This window comes from Rhizobium azibense, from assembly GCF_004342325.1.
Taxonomy (GTDB): Bacteria; Pseudomonadota; Alphaproteobacteria; order Rhizobiales; family Rhizobiaceae; genus Rhizobium; species Rhizobium etli_B.
The window spans coordinates 106232-122516 of sequence record NZ_SMBJ01000003.1; the positions used below are offsets into that span (position 1 = coordinate 106232).

A 16285-nucleotide genomic window follows, 5' to 3' on the forward strand; every position below is an offset into this window, starting at 1 on the left:
GGCGGCGAGACCTCTATGCCAGCATGCGGACATTCGGCTCGCGGTACCAGTAGCGCTTGGCGGCGGCCTCGAAAAAAGCGCCGTCCAGCGCGACGACACCTTCGTCGAGTTCGACGCCCGCCCTTTGGAGCAGAGGCAAGGCTTCCGGCGTGTAGCCGATCGCCTTCAGGTGCACGAAGGGCATTCATCACCCATTGCACGGCGGCACCTTCCTTCATGAGTATTCCGGTGCCCTCCCCGGACAAGAGGACTGCGACCGCATCGAATAACTGTGACGGAGAACCGGCGAGCTGGCCGTCGGCCTTGATCGTGCTGCCGTCAGACAGCCTCGCCTTCCCGACCTTCGGGGCAACGACGAAAGCCGTGGCTTTCGCATCCTCAATCGAATTCACCAGGGATTGCAGGGCATGAGCGTCGCTGCCGTCGGCGATCAGAATGCCGATCTTGCGGCCCTCGATCGTCTGCCTCATGTTTTTCTGAATCGAGAGCGCCGGCGACGGAGCCATGTCGACCGGCTCGCGAGCGGCCGGGTTCTTCTGCGGCAGTTCGATGCCCAGGCCTTCGGCGACACGTTTGGCGAGCTCCGCATCGACGTTCAGCAGGTTGCCGACCATGCGTGGTGGCACCTGCTTCAGGCCGACCTTGGACAGCTCGAAGACGAAGGAAGAGGCGATATGGGCCTGTTCCGAATGAGTCTGCGATTTCCAGAACAGCCGAGCCTGGCTGTAGTGGTCGGCAAAGAGCTCGGCGCGGATGCGCAGCTTGTCACCCTGCTCCTGTTTCCCGGACGCGGAGCTGAATGTCGGGAAGCCGGTGATGGGGCATTCGCGCGGCCCGCCTCCCTCGCCATGCGCACCAAGGCTGTTCGGCTCGTAATTGGCTCGCCCCGTCGGCACGTTCATCTGCATCTGCCCGTCACGCTGGAAGTTCATGACAGGGCATTTCGGCGCGTTGACCGGCAGCTGGTGGAAGTTGGCGGTGCCGAGACGCGATTTCTGAGTATCGAGATAGCTGAAGAGGCGTCCCTGAAGCAGCGGGTCATTGGTGAAATCGATGCCGGGCACGATATTGGCGGGGCAATAGGCGACCTGCTCGGTTTCGGCAAAGAAATTCTCCGGGTTGCGGTCCAGCACAAGGCGGCCGACGATTTTCAGCGGCAGCACTTCTTCCGGAATGATTTTGGTCGCATCGAGCACGTCGTAAGGCTGCTTGCTGGCAAAATCCTCGTCGAAAAGCTGCAGGCCGAGTTCCCATTCCGGGAAGTTCCCGGCTTCGATCGCCTCGTGAAGATCACGGCGATGGAAATCGTTGTCGGCCGCCTGCAGCTTCAGCGCCTCGTCCCAGACGGTCGATTGGAGACCGAGCTTAGGCTTCCAGTGAAACTTCACGAAGGTCGATTTGCCCTCGGCGTTGACGAAGCGGAACGTGTGCACGCCGAAGCCCTGCATCATCCGGAAAGAGCGCGGGATAGCGCGATCTGACATCGCCCACATCAGCATGTGGGTGCTTTCGGGCATCAGCGACGCCCAGTCCCAAAAAGTGTCATGGGCGCTGGCGGCCTGCGGATAGGCGCGGTCAGCCTCCATCTTCACCGCGTGGACCAGATCGGGAAACTTGATGGCGTCCTGAATGAAGAAGACCGGGATGTTGTTGCCGACCAGATCCCAATTGCCTTCCTTCGTATAAAACTTGACAGCAAAGCCTCGCACGTCGCGCGGCGTGTCGACAGAACCGGCGCCGCCGGCGACCGTCGAGAAGCGCACGAAGACCGGCGTCTTCTCGCCCTTGCGCTGGAAGAGATCGGCCTTGGTGATACCGGAAAGACTTTCGGTCAACTCGAAATAGCCGTGTGCCGCCGAACCACGGGCATGCACGATCCGCTCCGGAATGCGCTCGTGATCGAAATGGAAGATCTTCTCGCGCAGCACGAAGTCCTCGAGCAGCGTCGGGCCACGCGCACCGGAGCGCAGGCTGTTCTGGTTGTCGGAAATACGGATGCCCTGATTGGTGGTCAGATGGTCGACATCCGGGTGCGGACCGTTTTCCGGAATATGCTGATGCGTCTCGCCGCCATTGCCGCGGCTGGTGTCGAACGGGTTGTCGGACATGATACGTCCCTCATTTAGGGTGATAGACGCCAAACGAGGACACTGGGCTAATGTTCCTGAGATGACGGTCGGGCAAGGCGAAAGGCAATCGGACGAGCCTTCCATCTCCGCTATTCGGTAGCCACCAATCGAGCTCGGCTAGCGCAAAACAGCGGTGAGTGGCACGTTTGCGCATCGAAAGCTTCCCCGTTGCATCGTTCCCGTCAAACGGTCGGGGGTCGGCCCATGGGTGACGGTGGCGCACCGTCCGCCAACACGCCGAAGCGGACACTTGCAAGATGTGGGTCGAGCTCTCATTGCTTGCAACCAAGCAGCGAGGCGCGGCTGGTTGCCCCGATCTAACGGATCGCAATCGAAGGACAAGCAGCTTCTCCAGATAGCGGCCCCCATCATTGATTAAGTGAGATCGCGAGAGTAAGTTTTTGGCTGGCAGTCGGCGTCGGACGGGCGGCGTAAGCTGCTTTGTCAGGCAGCCCGGAAACAACAGCAGATAAATCGTCAAAGTGGAGCCCTGCCCGATCTGAACGGGCGCGCCCATTTTGGCTTCGCACAATGGAGGGCGCCGGCATGGACTTCCCTCTACCTGACAACGAGGCTGAACGCTTGGCCGCGGTAAGGGAGTATGACGTTTACGGCACCGATCCGGAAGCCGGATTCGACGATCTCACCGATCTCGCCGCCTTGATCGCCAGTGCCCCGATCGCCATGGTCAACATCGTCGGCGACACCAAGATTTGGCTCAAATCCCGTCACGGCGTTCCTCCCGGCATCGAGGAAGTGTCCCGCGGCGACGTCTGCTGCGCCCATGCGCTCTGCCGTAGTGACATTCTTGTGGTTCCCGACACCCACGCCGACGATCGCTTCAAGGAGCTGCCGTTCATCGCGACTGAACCCTTTTTCGGCTTTTACGCAGGCATGCCGCTGATCGATTCAGGCGGCCATGCGCTGGGCACGCTCTGCATCTTGGACGTCGCTCCGCGCGAGCTCGCCTTCGAGGCCGCCGAAGGCATCCGTCGCCTCGCGCGCCAGACCATCGCCCAGCTCGAACTGCGCCTGAGGATGGCCGAAGTGCTGCGCTCGCAGCAGGAACTCGCCGCTGAGAAGCAGCGCTCGGACGACCTGCTCCTCAATATCCTCCCGCTCAAGATAGCCGCCGAATTGACGGCGAAGGGCTCGGTCGAGCCCCGCCACCACCCTTCCACGACGATCCTCTTTACGGACTTCGTCGACTTCACCAAATCAGCCGTGGAACTGTCACCCCGGGAGTTGGTCGATGACCTCGACATGTATTTCTCCGAGTTCGATACCATCGTCGCACGGCATGGGCTGGAGAAACTCAAGACCATCGGTGACGCCTACATGTGCGCCGGCGGTCTGATGCAGGGCCGCAAGGATCATGCGATCCGCAGCTGCCTTGCTGCTCTCGAGATTCGACGCTTTGTCGTGGCGTCGAACAAGCGCTGGACCGCGATCGGGCAGCGGCCCTGGCACCTCCGCGTCGGCCTGCATACAGGCAGCGTGATGTCCGGCGTCGTCGGCCGGAAGAAATTCACCTACGACGTCTGGGGCGACGCGGTGAATATCGCGGCTCGTATGGAGAGCACGGACGAAGCAGACCGGGTGAACATCTCCGAGAACACCTATCAACACATAAAATCTTATTTCGACTGCACCCCGCGAGGCGCCCTTGAGGTGAAAAACAAGGGTAAGATGACGATGTACTTCCTCGACCGGCTGAAACCGGAATATGCCGCGGATGCCGCGGGTGTGGAGGCGAACGAGCATCTGAGGAAGGCTCTCGCCGGCACTTCGCTCACTTGGTCGCTGCACGGATAGACTGCGCTCCCAGAGGTACTAACGATGAAGCGTCACTTGCGAATCCTGGCAGCGTTGCTCGCACTGTCACTCATCAGTGCCGGACCGGCCGACGACGGACGTTGGTATGCTGGGGATTATTCCTTCTCAGACGAGCTTGGCGGCTTCCACATCCTTTCAGTTACAGGCACAGGTACAAAAGTCGATCCGATCGTCATCAACGAAGTACTGAACTCGGAAAGCCCCGTCACTCTGGTGATTAGGGCCGCAAAGCCAATTCAACATCACGGGTTTCCCGAGGGCGCCTTCCACCTGCGCGTTGTCACTGAGAACAACAGCGGATTGGCCTGGATCGAGTTCGAATTCGAACTTCAAGAGATACTCGGCAAACCGAGCGACTTTTACGACGGTCTGTCATTTGATCAGACCAATCCCAATCCGGACCTCATTTCGTCCAACCGTTTTGCCCGGTTCGAGAGCCACTTCGAGAAATTCGACCGGCTGCGCTTCGCCAACGGCCACGTTGATCCCCTCGACCGACCGGCGTTTGGCTTCTTCATCACCGACGTCACGCCGGTTACCGAGTTCTACCTGGTGCAGGATCCGCGCGTACCTTTCTCGTGAGACTGCAACCGGTTCGCACTTTCTGCGCGGATCGCTACTCGCTGCTGTGGCTGTGGCTTCGCCCGTTGGCCCAATCCATGTAGAGATCAAGCGCCTTGCGGGTGACCGGGCCATCTTGGAAATCGCGGCCGTCGAGCCGGTTGACGCCGACGATCTTGGAATAGTTGCCGCTGGTGAATATCTCGTCGGCATTCATGAAGTCTTCGACCGAGAGCGTTTTCTCGCGCACGTCGAATCCTGCCTGGCCCAGCAACCCCATGACGCGGGCGCGGGTTATGCCGGCTAGGAAAGTGCCGTTGGCAACCGGCGTCAAGACGACGCCCTCCTTCACCATGAAGATGTTGGAGGATGCCGTTTCGGCGACATTGCCGTTCAGGTCGCGCATCAGGGCATTGTCGAAGCCGCGGCTTCGCGCCTCTGCGATCGCGCGGCCGCTGTTCGGGTAGAGCCCGCCCGCCTTGGCATCCGTCGTCGCAGTTTCCGGCGAGGGGCGGCGGAAGGGCGAAACGGTCAGCGACGAACCGCTATGAACGCCCAAGGGAGCTTCGAAAAGGCAGAGCGCAAAGCGGGTCGATTCCGCATCGACGCAGACGACGCTGCCCGGCGAACCGTGCTCTCCCCAATACATCGGCTTGATATAGATCGGCGTCTTGCCGTCGAATTTCCTGATGCCGTCCCAGGCGAGCGCCTCGATCTCCTCGGCCGTCTTGATGGGCTTCAGCCCCATATTGACGGCTGAGCGGTTGACACGCTGGCAGTGCAGGTCGAGGTCCGGCGCGATGCCATCAAACCAGCGGGCACCGTCGAAGACCACCGACGCGAGCCACATGGCATGCGAGGTCGGGCCGATCAACGGCGGGTTGCCAGGAAGCCACTCGCCCTCGACATGGGTCCAGGTGGTCGTTCGAGGCGATGTGTCGACGGGCATGATCTTCTCCTTCCAAAGCCCGAGAAGCAAAATCCTTCCCTGCAATCAGGGTCAAGCGGAAATTCGGCCGCTCAAGAGGGACGCAAGAAAAATGCCGCAACCGCCCATGCTGCCGCAACAATCATGCGTGTTCCCCGCATGGAAGCGATGGTTCCATCAGCGAAAATGATCGAACAGAGTGTTGGAGCGGCAGGCTCCCGCGTGGCATCATGGCGCAATCTCGAACAAAAGAGCTGGAGGCCGTCCGATGAAAGCCATGTACTACGAAGCCTTCGAGCAGACACCAGACATCCGCATGGTGCCCGACCCGACGCCGACCGAGGATGGTGTCGTCATTGCAATCGGCGCAACCGGTCTTTGCCGCAGCGACTGGCACGGTTGGATGGGGCACGATCCGGATATCCGCCTGCCGCATGTGCCCGGACACGAGCTTGCAGGCAAGATCGTCGCCACGGGCAAGGGCGTAGTGCGCTTCAAGGCAGGCGATCGGGTGACGGTGCCGTTCGTTTCCGGCTGCGGCCATTGCAGCGAATGCCACTCCGGCAATCAGCAGGTCTGCCCCAACCAGTTCCAGCCCGGCTTCACGCATTGGGGCTCGTTCGCCGAATATGTCGCTATCGACTATGCCGACACCAATCTCGTGCATCTGCCCGACAGCGTCGATGATGCGACGGCGGCGAGCCTCGGCTGCCGCTTCGCCACCTCCTTCCGCGCCGTTGCCGACCAGGCACGCACCGGCCCCGGCGAGTGGATCGCCATTCATGGCGCGGGTGGCGTCGGCCTCTCGGCGATCATGATCGCCAGCGCACTCGGCGCCAATCCGATCGCCATCGACATTTCGGAGGAGAAGCTTGCGTTTGCGCGCGAATGCGGGGCGGTGGCGACCATCAATGCGGCGGCTGTTGCCGATGTCGCCGAAGCCGTGCGCGAGATCACCAAGGGCGGCGCGCATGTCTCGATCGACGCGCTTGGCCATCCCGTAACCTGCTTCAATTCGATCAAGAACCTGCGCCGCCGCGGCCGCCATGTGCAGATCGGCCTGATGCTCGGCGAATATGCCACGCCGCAGATCCCGATGGCGCAGGTGATCGGCCAGGAGCTGGAAATCTACGGCAGCCACGGCATGCAGGCCTGGCGCTACGACGCCATGCTCGCCATGCTTGCAGCCGGCAAGATCGCGCCTCAGAAACTGATCGGCCGGACTATCACCCTGGAAGAGGCCGTGCCAGCGCTGATGGGGATGGACCGGGCAGACGGAACCGGCATCAGCGTGATTACGCGGTTTTGAATGAGGTGGTGCCATGCTCATCGCCCAGATAAGCGATATCCACGCCAGCCCCGGCAATGACGGCCTTGCCCGGCTTAAAAGGGCTATTTCCTGGCTAGCCACTATGCAGCCGGATATCGTCGTGGTGTCCGGGGACCTTGTCAACGGCGGCTGGAGGGAGGGCTACCGGCAGATCCTTGCCGCGTTGCAAAGCCTCGCGTGCCGCACTTTGATGCTCCCCGGCAACGCGGACGACCGCACCGTCATGCGCGAGGAAATGCCCGTGGCCGACTATTGGGGAGGCGACGGGAAAACGCACTTTGCTGAACCCCATGGAGATGCTTTGATCGTCGGCCTAGACACATGCGTCGACGGATATGCCCATGGTGACGTTGCGGAGCATCTTGCCTGGTTGCGGCAGACGCTGGCGAGCGGTCGACCCGGTATACCCCTGCTCTTCACGCATCATCACGTTTTCCCCACCGGAATATCGCCTCTGGATGGCGTCATGTGCAGGGGTGCAGATGCCTTGGGCGACCTGCTATCGACTGGCATAAGGCGCCCCATCGCAGTCTGCAGCGGCCACGTCCATCGGCAGATGTCGAGCCTGATCGCAGGCATTCCGGCCCACATATGCGGCTCGATCTGTCCCGCCAATCCCTTGCTGCTCGATCCCGCACGTGAACCACCTGTCACCGATCCTCCAGCCCTCATGATCCATGATCTCCGCAATGGCCGGCTGATCAGCAGTCACGTCTCCACCTGATCGAACGATCTGGAGCGCCAATCTTGGGCCTGTAAGACCAAGGCGTCCGCCAGCGATATCGTCGGCCTCCGCGCCAAAGATCGGCTCGGAACCGCGCGCATTGCCATGTCTTTCAGCGACCGATCGGCAGACTGCGCTAAGACGAAACCGGGTCTCGTGAATCTCCCAAACCCGAAGCGACATCAATTACGCAACCCATTCGTGCAGGTGATTTGAAGACAGCCGCAACACGCCGCATACAAGCGGCCGAGAATTGCTGCTAGCATGACGCACTTGAAACATTACCGCATCGGAACTGGGAAAACAGGAGGTGCCCATGGCCTGGTCTGCGAGCCAGTATGTGAAGTTCGAGGATGAGCGGACGCGCCCGGCGCGCGATCTCCTGGCGCAGGTGCCGCTGGAAAGGATCAGCAAGGCGATCGATCTCGGTTGCGGACCGGGAAATTCGACCGAACTCATCATCGACCGCTACGGCAAGGAAGCCGTGTCCGGCCTCGACAGCGATCTGAACATGCTGGAAGCGGCGCGCAAGCGCCTTGCGGGCACCACCTTCACCGAGGCTGACCTTGCCACCTGGCAGCCGGATGAGCCCGCCGACCTTTTCTTCGCCAATGCCGTCTTCCAGTGGCTGCCCAATCATCTCGACATCTTCGACCGGCTGATGGACGGGCTTGCCAGGGGCGGCGTGCTCGCCGTGCAGATGCCCGACAATCTCGGCGAGCCGACGCATCTGCTGATGGAGGAAAGCGCTCATGCCGGACCATGGAAGACGGCCTTTGAAATCAAGACCCCGCGCCGCAATCCCCTTCCTCCGCCGTCGGCCTACTACAGCCGCCTGATCGGCAAATCGGCGCGCGTGGATATCTGGCACACGATCTACAACCATCCGATGGCGGATGCCGAGGCCATCGTCGAATGGGTGAAGGGAACGGGCCTGATGCCCTACCTCGCAGCTGCCGGCCAAGAGCATCGCGAGGCGTTTCTCGCGGATTATCTTGCGCGTGTCGAGAAGGCCTATCGGAAGATGCCGGACGGGCGTGTGCTGCTCCGCTTCCCGCGGGTTTTCATGGTGGCGGTGAAGTCTTAGGCGCACACATGCTGGTGGGGACAGCCTGCGCTTGCTGTAGCGCCCGGCGTTCTTATATTCCGGCGCTGACAATCACGGAAAGCGATCCCTATGCAAGACGCCAAGCCCACGCCGCCCACCACTCTGGTCATCTTCGGGGCGACCGGCGACCTTACCCGCCGGCTTCTCGTTCCGGCGATCATCAATCTCACCCGCGGCGCCATGGTCGGCGACGATCTCGACATTTTAGGCATCGGCATCGAGCCCGGCGGCGACGAGATGCTGCGCAAACGGCTGGACGATTTCCTGGCCGGTCTCGGGGACGGCGAACCGCTCGTCAACGATCCGGCCTGGGCGCGGCTGCGGCAGCGGATCAGCTATATTTCCGGCGATTTCACCGGCGACGATATCTATCTTAAGATTTCCAAACGCCTCACTTCCGCACCGGGCGGCAATGCCGCCTTCTATCTCGCCGTGCCGCCCCGGTTCTTCGGCGGTATCGTGGAAAAGATCGCCGCTCACGGACTTGCTGCCGAGAGCCAAGATAGCTTCCGCCGCATCGCCATCGAAAAGCCGTTTGGAACGGACCTCGCTTCTGCCCGTGCGCTGAACGCGCAGATCCTCAGCAAGGTCGACGAAAGCCAGATCTACCGGCTCGACCATTTCCTCGGCAAGGAGACCGTCCAGAATCTGCTGACGGCGCGCTTTGCCAACATGATGATCGAATCGCTGTGGAACAGCCGCTATATCGACCATGTCCAGATTACCGCGTCCGAAACCGTCGATGTCGGCAGCCGCGGCGCCTTCTACGACGCGACGGGCGCGCTGCGCGACATGGTGCCGAACCATCTGTTCCAGTTGCTCGCCATGATCGCCATGGAGCCGCCGAACAGCTTCGACGCAGAGGCGATCCGCAACGAGAAGAGCAAGGTGCTGAAGGCGCTGCGCGTCTTTACGCCCGAGGAGGCGGCAACACACGGCGTTCGCGGCGTCTATTCCGGCGGGACTCTGAACGGGGCTGAGATCCCCGCCTATCGGCAGACGCCGCAAGTAGCGCCCGACAGCAGGACCGAGACCTTCGTGGCGCTGAAGCTCTATGCCGATACTTGGCGCTGGGCGGGCGTGCCATTCTATCTGCGGACCGGCAAGGCAATGACGGCGCGCGACACGGAAATCGTCGTCGAGTTCCAGCCCGTGCCGTTCGCCCAGTTCCGCGAGACCGAGGTAACGCGCCGGCTTCCGCCGAACAGGCTGGTCATACAAGTGCAGCCGGACGAAGGCATGAGCCTGGAAATTTCCATCAAATCACCAGGGCTTTCGGTCGATACCGTCCCGGTTTCGCTCGACTTCCGCTATGCCGACCAGTTCGACATCGGTAAGATGACCGGCTACGAATCCCTCATCTACGACCTCTTGATCGGCGACCAGACGCTGTTCCAGCGGGCCGACGGCATCGAAGCCGGCTGGGCGGCGGTGCAGCCTTTCCTCGACCTATGGGCAAAGGGCGGCGAGCCGGAAGCCTATGCCCCCGGCAGCATGGGGCCGGCCTGCGCCGACGGCCTCATCGAACGCGACGGGCGGCAATGGCATGCGCTGAACCTGGTGCATGCGAAGCATAAATAAAAACCCCGCTTCGCCTGTGGAAGCGGGGTTTCGTTCGAAATGACCCGATCAAACGAACTGGCTCAATCCCGGCACCGAGGCGACGACCTCGTCGACGACTTCTTCGCCGGCATGTTGCTTGGCAATGGCGATAGTTTCCTTGGCAAGCGAAGTGATTTCGCCCATGCCGAGGCCCTGGCTCATCAGCTGCTGGCCAAGGCCCATGATTCCGCCCCCGCCGAGCGCACCCATCAAACCGCCGAGCAGACCGCCGCCGGCACCTTCGCCGTTATACTGGGCGACGAGATCGGCGCCGCCGGGGATGGCTTCGATCATCTTGGCGACTGCTGCATCATCCCCTTCACGCTGCAGGAAGCCGAGCATCATGCCGAGCGCCTTCTCCGCCAGATCGGGCGCGATGCCCACGCGATCGGCAATCTGGGTCACAACTTCATTCATCATCAGTCTCCCGTTATTTTGACGTTGACGTCAACGTTATTAGAGTTTCGTCCGCAACTCAAGCCGCGCCGCGAGAGCCGGCATTTTCCCCGGATTTGCTTTCAATGCAAACAGTTGTCGGCATCCTGGTCCCTGCTTATAACAGGAGGACGATAGTAAGATGAATGCGGGATGTTGCTATCTCCGCATTTCACGCAAGCGGCGGATCGGCCGAAGGGAGAACTGCTTCATGCTCGAGGAAGGCAAGATTTTCATCGGCGCCAGCCGCAATCCGGACGACAGTATCAACAAGCCGGAATATCTCGACCTGAAATTCGGCAACCGCCACGGCCTGGTGACGGGCGCGACCGGCACCGGCAAGACCGTGACGCTGCAGGTGCTGGCGGAAGGCTTTTCCAAGGCCGGCGTCCCGGTCTTTGCCGCCGACATCAAGGGCGACCTTTCCGGCATTGGCGCCAAGGGCGAGGCAAAGGATTTCCTCACCAAGCGGGCTGAGCAGATCGGCTTTGCCGATTACGGATTCGACCAGTTCCCGGTGATCTTCTGGGATCTCTTCGGCGAGAAAGGCCACCGTGTCCGCACCACGATCGCCGAAATGGGGCCGCTTCTTCTGGCCCGCCTCATGGATGCCTCCGAGCCACAGGAGGGCGTCATCAATATCGCCTTCAAGATTGCCGACCAGGCGGGCCTGCCGCTGCTCGACCTCAAGGATTTCTCCTCGCTGCTGAACTACATGGGCGAGAATGCGAGCGAGCTTTCCAGCCAGTTCGGCTTGATCTCCAAGGCGTCCATCGGATCGATCCAGCGTGCGCTGCTCGTCCTCGAACAGCAGGGGGCCGAGCATTTCTTCGGTGAACCGGCGCTGAAAATCACCGATATCATGCGCACCAGCACTAACGGCTATGGCCAGATTTCGGTGCTTGCCGCCGACAAGCTGATGATGAACCCCAGGCTCTACGCCACCTTTCTGCTCTGGTTGCTTTCCGAGCTTTTCGAAGAGTTGCCGGAAGTCGGCGATCCGGACAAGCCGAAGCTCGTCTTCTTCTTCGACGAGGCGCATCTGCTCTTCAACGACGCCCCGCGTGTCTTGACCGAGCGCGTCGAGCAGGTCGTGCGGCTGATCCGTTCGAAGGGCGTCGGCGTCTATTTCGTCACGCAGAACCCGCTCGACGTGCCCGAAACAGTCCTCGCCCAGCTCGGCAACCGCGTGCAGCATGCTCTTCGCGCCTACTCACCGCGAGAGCAGAAGGCGGTAAGGACAGCCGCCGACACCTTCCGCCCCAATCCGGCCTTCGATTGCGCCACCGTGATCACCAATCTCGGCACCGGCGAGGCGCTGGTTTCGACGCTGGAGACCAAGGGCGCGCCATCGATCGTCGAGCGCACACTGATCCGCCCGCCATCGGGCCGCGTCGGCCCGGTAACGGAAGCGGAACGCCGTCAGATCATGGACCGGAGCCCGGTACTTGGCATCTATGACGAGGATGTCGACCGCGACTCCGCTTTCGAAATGCTCGCCGCCCGCGCGAGGAAGGCTGCCGAAGCGGAAGCCGCCAAGCGGGCGCAGGAGGAGGCCGAAGCGCAGCAGACGAGTGCCGGCACGGCCTCTGGCTGGACGCTGCCCGGCTTCGGCAGCGATGACGAACAGCCGAGCCGCAGTCAATCGCGCGGACGTTCGTCCGGCTATCAGCGAGAGACAGTCGTCGAGGCGGCGATGAAAAGCGTGGCGCGGACGGTTGCGACGCAGGTCGGCCGGGCGCTGGTGCGGGGCATTCTGGGGAGTTTGAAGCGGTAGGTCGCGGAGGCAGATGCCAAATGGTGGGCATTCGGCAGCTTAGCCTGCTCTTTGCTGCCGGGCAGAGGAGCTGCTATGAGGTTATATCATGCCTGGCTCGCCGAGTGATCCTCAACGCTTGCGAACGAATTCCGTGCGCAGAACAAGGCCCTTGATGGTATCGTGGCGACAGTCGATCTCTTCCGGGTCGTCCGTCAGCCGGATCGACCTTATGACGGTGCCCTGCTTCAGCGTCTGATTGGCGCCCTTGACCTTCAGATCCTTGATGAGCGTGACGGAATCGCCGTCCTTGAGGACATTTCCGGCAGAGTCGCGGACCTCGGCGGCCACCTGCGCGGCGGCAGTCAATTCCGAAGCCGGGCGCCATTCACCCGTTACTTCGTCATAGACGTACTCGTCGTCATTGCCCGCCATGGTCGTTGCTCCTACTTCAAGACTTAACCGGTCGGGCCGCTTATAGCAGCAAGCCCGTCCTGCGCAAGTTCAGCCGCGAAGAGCAACGTGTCGCACTCGGTGCGGCGCTGTTAGTAACAGGCCCGATGGCGGCCGCCATGGTTGCATTCAGGCAAGGGCGATGATATTTCAACGCCTGCACTCTAAGAGGAAGGAGGGTCGCGTGCATAATTACTATTTCCGGTTCAACCGGCAGCGCGGCCCCGTCGACGCCCTGCAAATGCGTTTGCAGGGCTGACCAGGGACCGTTTCTCGCAAAACCTCTCTTCTGGTCGGCCCATGTGGCCCGCGGCGCCAAGCTTTGTCGCTTGAGCGTCTGAGACTATCCATTCACCGCTGACACATCGCATCGAAGATGGCCCGGGAGCCCTCGATGGATGATCGCGCGGTCGAGACCAGAGAACGATCATGACCCTCCTCAATATTCGCAATCTCGGCATGACCTTGTCGAGCCCGCTGTTTTCCAAGCTCAATCTCGTCGTCAATGCCGGCGACCGCATTGGCATCGTGGCCGCCAACGGCCGCGGAAAATCCTCGCTATTGCGCTGCGTGGCCGGCACGCTGGAGCCGAGCGAAGGCGAAATCACTCGGGCGCGCGGGCTGACGATCGGTCATGTCGAGCAGAATGTGCCTCCTGCCCTGTTGGCCAAGCCATTCTACGAGGCCGTTCTCGATGCGCTCGCTCCGGAGCAGGCGGAAACGGAGAGCTGGCGCGTCGATGTCGTGCTGGGATCTCTGCAGGTACCGGAGGAATTGCGCTGGCGTTGGCTCTCGGCGCTCAGCGGCGGATGGCAGCGGCTGGCGATGCTTGCCCGCGTATGGGTGACCGAACCCGACCTCCTGTTGCTCGACGAGCCGACCAACCATCTTGATCTCGGCAAGATCGCACGGCTGGAGGAATGGCTGAATGGCCTCCCCCGCGACGTGGTGGTGATTCTGGCCAGCCATGACCGCGCCTTCCTCGACGCCGTGACGAACCGCACGCTCTTCCTGCGTCCGGAGCAATCGCACATCTTCGCCCTGCCCTATTCCCGGGCGCGGACTTCAATCGACGAGCTCGATGCGGCGGATGCGCGCCGCTACGATCGCGACATGAAGACGTCCGAGCAACTGCGCAAGCAGGCCGCCAAGCTCAACAATATCGGCATCAATTCCGGCAGCGACCTTCTCGTCGTCAAGACCAAGCACTTGAAGCAGCGCGCCGAGAAACTCGAGGATGCGGCGAAACCCGCGCATATGGAGCGTTCAGCCGGTGCGATCCGGCTTGCCAATCGCGGCACGCATGCCAAGGTGCTGGTGACGCTCTTGGATGCGGCGGTAGAGGCGCCAGACGGCACGCTGCTCTTCAAGACCGGCAGGCAGTTCATCTGCCAGGGAGACCGGATCGTGCTGCTCGGCGAAAACGGCACCGGCAAGACGCGGCTGATCGCCATGTTGCGCCAAGCGATTGCGAACCCGGAGACGGCCCGGAACGGCATCAAGGCCACGCCTTCGCTGGCGCTCGGCTACGGCGACCAGGCGCTTGCCGACCTGCGCGATGTCGATACGCCGATGGGCATCATCATCCGCCGCTTCGATGTCGGTGACGTGCGGGCGCGCGCACTGTTGGCGGGCGCCGGCATGTCAATCGAAATGCAAGGCCGCCCCATCGGCCAACTTTCCGGCGGGCAGAAGGCAAGGCTCGGCATGCTGGTGCTCCGGCTGTCCAACCCGAACTTCTATCTGCTTGACGAACCCACCAACCATCTCGACATCGACGGGCAGGAAGCGCTGGAAAACGAGCTGATCGCGCATAGGGCAAGCAGCCTGCTCGTTTCCCACGACCGCAGCTTCGTGCGCGCGGTTGGCAACCGGTTCTGGCTCATCGAAAAGCGACGGCTGGTGGAAGTGGAAGACCCCGAGGGGTTCTTTGCGTCGGCAGGAGGTGGGGAAGATTTGCCGAAGGGCTGATCGCCGGAGCAAAAGGAGCGGTTGCTGCAGACGTCAGCGGGTCGTCGTTGACCGCCCAGCCTCCGTGGCCAAGCGAGCAAAAGGCCTCAGAACACCTTCGGCGCAACACCCAGCAGGTTCAGCTTGCCGCTGCCGGCGATCGCGAACAGATAAGAGCCCGGTGCGATCCTGAAGATGGCAGCACTGCGCGCCGAGGGCGTCGACATGAAGGACATGTGTCGATCGTCGTGCTCTTCGACCAGAAGCGTCACTTCTATCGGGTGCTTTCGGTTGCCGTCGATGGCAACTACTTCATCCTCGACAACAAGCGCGATCCGGTGCTACCCGACAGCCGCCTGCCCGACTACCAGCCGCCCTTTTCAATCGCCGACGGCAAGGGATATCTGCACGGGCTGCGGGCCGGCAACAAGCAGGTTGCCTCGCGCATGCCGCTGGAAAAGGTCGCACCGGGCGAAGGCGCGGCACACTGAGACCAGAACGCAGGATGTCCGAAGCGACCGCACGACGCGGCCGCTTTTTTCGTTTCCTGGGGCGCTCAGTAGCGGGAAATATTGCCCAGCCGTCTCCCTGCGAAGACAGTTAATCCCTGAGGCCTCTAAAATAACAATTTTACAGGATTTTTTAACCGGTACTTGTTGCGCTCACGGTTAGCTTGACACTCATCCCTAATGAGTATGCCACCCCATGATTTTTATTAACCGTTACTCCCCAGCCACAATAAAACCCGCCTTGCTGCTCGCCGCATTTGGCGCATCGTTCTGCATGGCAGGATCGCTCGGTGTTTTACTTATCTTAAACCTTCTAGTCCCGGATAAACCATTTTTGGTAGGATTTGTGAGCATCCCTCCAATTTCGTTCCTTGTTGCATTTCCGCTGCTTCTGGCGCTTCAGCTGCAAAAGTCGGAGCTTGCGGCGCTGCGCACCAAGATGAACCATGTAACTCGCCATGATCCGGTGACGAATGCGCTCAACGGCACCGCCTTTGCCGCCGCGATGCAGAACTATTCCGAGCGCCGCCGGAAGATCGCCACGGATACCGGCGGCATCATGATCGCCGTCGTCATCGAGACGCTCGACGCAATCAGCCGCCGCTACGGCCCGCAATGGGCCGACACGGTGATGCTATCGCTGGCCGACATCATCAAGAGTTCGGTCAGAAGCGGCGACCTCGTCGCCCGCCTCGCCTCGAACGAGCTCGGCATCTTCTTGCCCGGCGCCACTCCCGAAAACGCCCAGGACATCGGCGCCCGCATCCGCAGGCGGGTCTCGCAGGCCGCCTTCGAGACCGAGGAAGCACCGCTTGACCTCAAGATCAAGCTCGGCGGCGCCCTCTTTGAGGGGCCGGAAGATTTCAACAGGATCCGACAGCTTGCAGATGAGATGGCGTTCGACAGCGAGACGGAGGATGGCGAGCCGATCGCGATTGCAAGGCTTCCCGCGGCGTGAAGCAGA

General features: G+C 61.6%; 14 protein-coding genes and 1 pseudogene. 10 read left to right on the plus strand and 5 right to left on the minus strand.

The features are described 5' to 3' along the window. Positions 1-13 precede the first annotated feature (13 nt). A pseudogene (locus EV130_RS08080) lies at positions 14-2108 on the minus strand (catalase). A 567-nt stretch (positions 2109-2675) separates the two neighbouring features. Between EV130_RS08080 and EV130_RS08085 the strand changes: the two are divergent. After that, a complete protein-coding gene (locus EV130_RS08085; RefSeq protein ID WP_074060553.1) occupies positions 2676-3944 on the plus strand; it encodes an adenylate/guanylate cyclase domain-containing protein in 1269 nt (422 codons plus the stop codon). A 24-nt stretch (positions 3945-3968) separates the two neighbouring features. Continuing rightward, positions 3969-4547 carry a hypothetical protein gene (locus EV130_RS08090; RefSeq protein ID WP_132552760.1) on the plus strand — a complete coding sequence of 193 codons (579 nt, stop codon included), beginning with the start codon at positions 3969-3971 and terminating at the stop codon, positions 4545-4547. A 34-nt stretch (positions 4548-4581) separates the two neighbouring features. Here the strand turns inward: EV130_RS08090 and EV130_RS08095 are convergent, their stop codons facing one another. Then, positions 4582-5475, minus strand: coding sequence for a branched-chain amino acid aminotransferase (locus EV130_RS08095; protein ID WP_074063088.1), 894 nt, complete (start codon positions 5473-5475; stop codon positions 4582-4584). Between the two features lie 247 nt (positions 5476-5722). On the opposite strand from EV130_RS08095, the gene EV130_RS08100 reads away from it, so the two are divergent. From EV130_RS08100 to zwf, 4 genes are all read left to right on the plus strand, one after another. After that, complete coding sequence (locus EV130_RS08100; RefSeq protein WP_074060551.1) at positions 5723-6763, plus strand: zinc-dependent alcohol dehydrogenase family protein; 1041 nt, start codon at positions 5723-5725, stop codon at positions 6761-6763. A 13-nt stretch (positions 6764-6776) separates the two neighbouring features. Beyond that, positions 6777-7508: a metallophosphoesterase gene (locus EV130_RS08105; protein WP_074060550.1), complete on the plus strand. Its 732-nt coding sequence runs from the start codon at positions 6777-6779 to the stop codon at positions 7506-7508. Between the two features lie 316 nt (positions 7509-7824). Then, positions 7825-8595 carry a trans-aconitate 2-methyltransferase gene (gene tam / locus EV130_RS08110; RefSeq protein WP_074060549.1) on the plus strand — a complete coding sequence of 257 codons (771 nt, stop codon included), beginning with the start codon at positions 7825-7827 and terminating at the stop codon, positions 8593-8595. A gap of 90 nt (positions 8596-8685) precedes the next feature. Further along, positions 8686-10197 carry a glucose-6-phosphate dehydrogenase gene (gene zwf, locus EV130_RS08115; protein WP_132659943.1) on the plus strand — a complete coding sequence of 504 codons (1512 nt, stop codon included), beginning with the start codon at positions 8686-8688 and terminating at the stop codon, positions 10195-10197. A 48-nt stretch (positions 10198-10245) separates the two neighbouring features. Here zwf and EV130_RS08120 read toward each other — a convergent pair whose 3' ends face one another. Next, positions 10246-10635, minus strand: a complete 390-nt coding sequence (locus EV130_RS08120) for a hypothetical protein (RefSeq protein WP_074060547.1) — start codon at positions 10633-10635, stop codon at positions 10246-10248. Positions 10636-10864: 229 nt separating this feature from the next. Between EV130_RS08120 and EV130_RS08125 the strand changes: the two genes are divergently transcribed. Continuing rightward, complete coding sequence (locus EV130_RS08125) at positions 10865-12430, plus strand: helicase HerA-like C-terminal domain-containing protein (RefSeq protein WP_074060546.1); 1566 nt, start codon at positions 10865-10867, stop codon at positions 12428-12430. 111 nt (positions 12431-12541) lie between these two features. Here the strand turns inward: EV130_RS08125 and EV130_RS08130 are convergent, their stop codons facing one another. Further along, positions 12542-12844, minus strand: a complete 303-nt coding sequence (locus tag EV130_RS08130) for an alkylphosphonate utilization protein (protein WP_074060545.1) — start codon at positions 12842-12844, stop codon at positions 12542-12544. A 447-nt stretch (positions 12845-13291) separates the two neighbouring features. On the opposite strand from EV130_RS08130, the gene EV130_RS08135 reads away from it, so the two are divergent. Further along, complete coding sequence (locus tag EV130_RS08135) at positions 13292-14833, plus strand: ABC-F family ATP-binding cassette domain-containing protein (RefSeq protein ID WP_132659945.1); 1542 nt, start codon at positions 13292-13294, stop codon at positions 14831-14833. Between the two features lie 86 nt (positions 14834-14919). On the opposite strand, the gene EV130_RS33845 is transcribed toward EV130_RS08135, so the two are convergent. Next, positions 14920-15048, minus strand: a complete 129-nt coding sequence (locus tag EV130_RS33845) for a hypothetical protein (protein ID WP_281029312.1) — start codon at positions 15046-15048, stop codon at positions 14920-14922. Here EV130_RS33845 and EV130_RS08140 point away from each other — a divergent pair, their 5' ends adjacent. Together EV130_RS08140 and EV130_RS08145 are read left to right on the plus strand one after the other, a co-directional pair. Beyond that, on the plus strand, positions 15049-15303 hold the full coding sequence (locus tag EV130_RS08140) for a hypothetical protein (RefSeq protein ID WP_245520037.1): 255 nt from the start codon (positions 15049-15051) through the stop codon (positions 15301-15303). It abuts the gene before it with no gap. 364 nt (positions 15304-15667) lie between these two features. Continuing rightward, a complete protein-coding gene (locus EV130_RS08145; RefSeq protein ID WP_237358532.1) occupies positions 15668-16279 on the plus strand; it encodes a GGDEF domain-containing protein in 612 nt (203 codons plus the stop codon). Positions 16280-16285 lie beyond the last annotated feature (6 nt).